Genomic DNA, 4,017 nt, shown 5'->3' with positions numbered 1-4,017 from the left:
GAGATACACTTCCGTCAGGTCATAGTCTCGCGCCAGGTAGGAGAAGGCACCTTCACAGGTGACAATGTAGCGTTTGTGGGCAGGAAGGGTAGCAAGGGCCTGACGTAGCTCCTGATCAAGGGCGCGAATTTGGGCTTTGTAGGCTTTGGCATTGGCGGCATAGATCTCGGCGCCAGCAGGATCGAGGTCTGTGAGAGCCTTGCGAATGTTTTCAACGTAAATCAGGGCATTTTGGGGGGACATCCAGGCATGGGGGTTGGGTTGTCCTCGGTAGGCATCCTCTTGAATGGGAATGGGGCTAATTCCCTTTGTGAGCGTGACACGGGGCACATTCGGTAGGCTGTTGTAGAAGCGATCGCCCCACCGCTCGAGGCCAAGGCCATTTTCTAAAATGAGGGCGGCTTCCTGTCCCCGCACCAGGTCACTGGGGGTAAATTCATAGCCGTGAACTTCCGCTCCCGGTTTAATCAGTGACTCTACCCGCAGGCGATCGCCCGCCACCTGCTGCGCCATATCGGCAAGAACTGTAAATGTGGTCAGCACTAAGGGGCGTTCATCCCTATGGGTTTGGGTGGGGCGGGTTTCTTGGCGATTCTCCGGGGCTGGGACTCCACACCCACCCAGCAAGAGAATTCCTATCAGCAACCAACTCAGACCCCGCATAGTGGGCAATCTTTCATAATCCTTTCATAATTCTCAGCCTAACACAGGATGCTGCGGAAAATGAAGGAAAAATGAAAAGCTCCCCCTTGGAGGGCGATCGCCCCGTCCGATACACTGAGGGGAGACAGTCATGGGAAGAAATGGTGAAACGACGCAAACGCTGGTTCGCTCTTTTGGTGATACTCCTCCTCTGGTTGGGCACCTTCCTGTTGCCGCCGCTGGCGATCGCGCTGCCTGTTGAACCTTCACTAATTGCTGCCCTGCCCCAAGGGAATGCCATTACTGATCCCAAAGCCCTGCTCCGTTGGGCCTTACCTATTGACAATCCAACGGTGCGAGAACTGCAAAAGGACCTGGAACAAATCTCTTTTTGGGTGCGGGGCAAACAGTGGTCAAAAATTGCCAGCAACATCAGCAAGGCGAAAACTATTATCCGCGATCGCGCCGATGAACTCCTCCAGAGGATCCCTGCCGAGAAACAGGAAGCGGCCAAAACCCTCTTAGCAGAGTTAGAGACTTCCCTCGATACGCTTCAGGAAGCCGCCAAAGCCAAAGATCGCAGCCAACTCTTACCCGCTAAAGCCGCCGCCCTCGACAAAGTGGGGGAGTTGGAGGCCATGATGGTGCAAAACTTTAGCTACACCCCTCCCAAAGGCTATGAGCACTTGCCGCGATTGTTGGGTCGCGCCACTGTAGAGATGGAAACTAGCAAAGGCAAGCTCACAATAGTTGTCGATGGCTACAGCGCCCCCCTGACCGCTGGCAACTTTGTGGACTTGGTACAACGCCACTTCTACGATGGCCTACCCTTTACCCGTGCTGAGGAATCCTATGTGCTGCAGGCAGGGGATCCACCGGGACCAGAGGTTGGCTTTATCGATCCCAAGACCAATCAATACCGCGCCATTCCCTTAGAAATTCTTGTGGAGGGAGATAAGTATCCCCTCTATGGCATTACCCTTGAGGATGCGGGTCGTTACCTAGAACACCCCGTGTTGCCCTTTTCCGCCTATGGTACGGTTGCCCTAGCGCGTCCCAACGATGATCCCAATGGTGGTTCGTCGCAATTTTTCTTTTTGCTCTTTGAACCTGAACTGACCCCAGCAGGATTAAATCTCTTGGACGGCCGTTATGCTGTCTTTGGCTATGTTGTCGAAGGAGAAGAAACTCTGCGGCAACTGCGCCAAGGGGATAAAATTCTCTCAGCCAAGGTTGTAGATGGACTCGAACATCTGGTGCAGCCCACCTAGGCTCCCTACTAATTAAAACAGCGTGAAAAGTTATTCAGTGACTAGGGGTATTGTGAACAATCAGCCAAAATTACTTGATCCCTCAAGCATTGCTCCCACCCGACCAAAACCACGACTAAGCATCGGCATGCCAGTATATAATGGTGCCAAATTTATTCGTGACGCTCTCAATTCATTGTTAGGGCAAAGCTTTACCGATTTTGAACTGATCATCTCAGATAATGCCTCAACGGACGAGACCGAGGCCATCTGCCGAGAATACGCAGCAAAAGACAGCCGGATAAGGTATATCCGCCAAACGCACAACATGGGTGCAGCTGCCAACTTTAAGTATGTTCTAGATCAAGCAGTTGCCGAATACTTCATGTGGGCCACTGCAGACGATGTATGGGATAGGGATTGGATTGCTGCACTCTTGCCTATAGCCGTTGAAAATTCTTGCCTTGCATTCGGCAGTATCCGAACGATAGATGAAGTCGGTAACTTAATTAGCCACCCTGCAAGCAACGGCACTTTCACTTATTCTGGAAGTAAACTATTGCGTCGCCTAAAGTACGCACTAGAGCCTAATTTTTTGGGAAAAGCCAATCCAATCTACGGGATTTTTCCAAAAAAAGTTATAAGCGATGACGCAATGAACATCCTTTCCTCGGGACTCTATGCTGCCGATACGCATTTCTTGTACTATATCCTAGGGAAGTGCAACATTAAGTCAACTAAAGAGGTGTTTCTCTATAAGAGAATTCACAATCTATGTTCTGGCAACCAAGAATATTCAGATCTTGACCGTGCTGTCGCTAACTTGAGAGGTTACGGAGTGCAGAGTAGCATCCTCGAGCGTATTCTTTTGGTGTCTCTTCTGCCAGTTGCTCCGCTTGCACGACTTTACGGTATGTTCGTCCAGGTGAAGCGCTATATTGCTATATTGAAGACGCGATGTTTTTGAACTCTAAGGTATGATCATTATCATTGCTCAGTTGTACTGCAGAATTGGCACCCAGATGTTTCAGTACGCAGCAAGTATTGACCTTAGCGCTCCAGAAAATGTGCCATTGCGCTTCGAGACTTGAATGGCTTGACCGACTGTGTTTGAACTGGGGATTGAATTTGGGCTGCGTATTCAGCCTTGATTTCCACACTTAAACCCATTGAGACGCAGCAGTTGCTTGATCTCTCTGTGCGCCCACTGGTACAGCCTCTGTTCGATATGACCAAGCCCAACGGCATGTCGAGAAAGGTCTTGGATATAAGTCGGTCATAAATCTCGTCGTATTCTTGTGCTGATGTCCTTTGCTTCCCTCTACTAACGGGTCTATTATATCATATTGATGCATATTGATGCTACACCGATTAAGCAAATCAATAATGAAAGCTGTTATTCTTGCCGGTGGCTTAGGCACCCGCATCTCTGAGGAAACTCATCTTAAACCAAAGCCGATGATTGAAATTGGCGGTAGGCCCATTCTGTGGCATATCATGAAAATTTACTCCGCCCACGGTGTAAACGATTTTGTAATCTGCTGTGGCTACAAGGGATACCTGATCAAGGAATACTTCGCCAACTACTTTCTCCACATGTCGGACGTCACCTTCGACATGGAGCACAACACCATGGAAGTCCACAAGCGCCAGGCCGAACCGTGGCGGGTGACGCTCGTCGATACGGGTGAGCAGACGCTGACCGGCGGTCGCTTGAAACGTGTTGCGGCTTACGTCGAAAATGAAAAAGCGTTTTGCTTTACCTATGGCGATGGCTTGGCTGACATCGACCTGACGCAGGAGATCGCTTTCCATCTGCGGCATGGAAAACTTGCCACAGTGGCGGCGGTCCAGCCACCGGGCCGCTACGGCGCGCTTCAGATGGAGGGGAACAGGGTCTGTGGGTTTACGGAAAAGCCGCGGGGGGACGGCGGCTACATCAATGGAGGCTTTTTCATCCTATCGCCAAAGTGTTTGGACCTCATTGCAGGGGATCAAACCAGTTTTGAAGGTGAACCGCTCGCTCAGCTTGCCCAGATGGGCGAATTGGTGGCATTTGTTCACGAGGGCTTTTGGCAGCCCATGGATACCCTGCGCGACAAGAAATACCTTGAAGACCTATGGT

At 50.8% G+C, this 4,017-nt stretch carries 4 protein-coding genes; 3 read left to right on the top strand and 1 reads right to left on the bottom strand.

The genetic code is table 11. The features are described 5' to 3' along the window. On the bottom strand, positions 1-672 hold a 672-nt coding region (locus H8Q75_RS09005), incomplete at its 3' end, for a zinc ABC transporter substrate-binding protein (RefSeq protein ID WP_365970975.1). Between the two features lie 62 nt (positions 673-734). Between H8Q75_RS09005 and H8Q75_RS09000 the strand changes: the two genes are divergently transcribed. The 3 genes from H8Q75_RS09000 to rfbF all read left to right on the top strand — a co-directional run. Continuing rightward, entirely contained in the window at positions 735-1,913 is a 1,179-nt protein-coding gene (locus H8Q75_RS09000) for a peptidylprolyl isomerase (protein WP_297041209.1), read from the top strand. Between the two features lie 52 nt (positions 1,914-1,965). Further along, positions 1,966-2,859, top strand: a complete 894-nt coding sequence (locus H8Q75_RS08995; RefSeq protein WP_297041207.1) for a glycosyltransferase family 2 protein — start codon at positions 1,966-1,968, stop codon at positions 2,857-2,859. Positions 2,860-3,278: 419 nt separating this feature from the next. Further along, on the top strand, positions 3,279-4,017 hold a 739-nt coding region (gene rfbF / locus H8Q75_RS08990), incomplete at its 3' end, for a glucose-1-phosphate cytidylyltransferase (RefSeq protein ID WP_297041205.1).

This window comes from Thermosynechococcus sp. OHK43 (assembly GCF_014466085.1).
Lineage (GTDB): Bacteria > Cyanobacteriota > Cyanobacteriia > Thermosynechococcales > Thermosynechococcaceae > Thermosynechococcus.
This window is presented reverse-complemented; position numbering and strand designations above follow the sequence as displayed.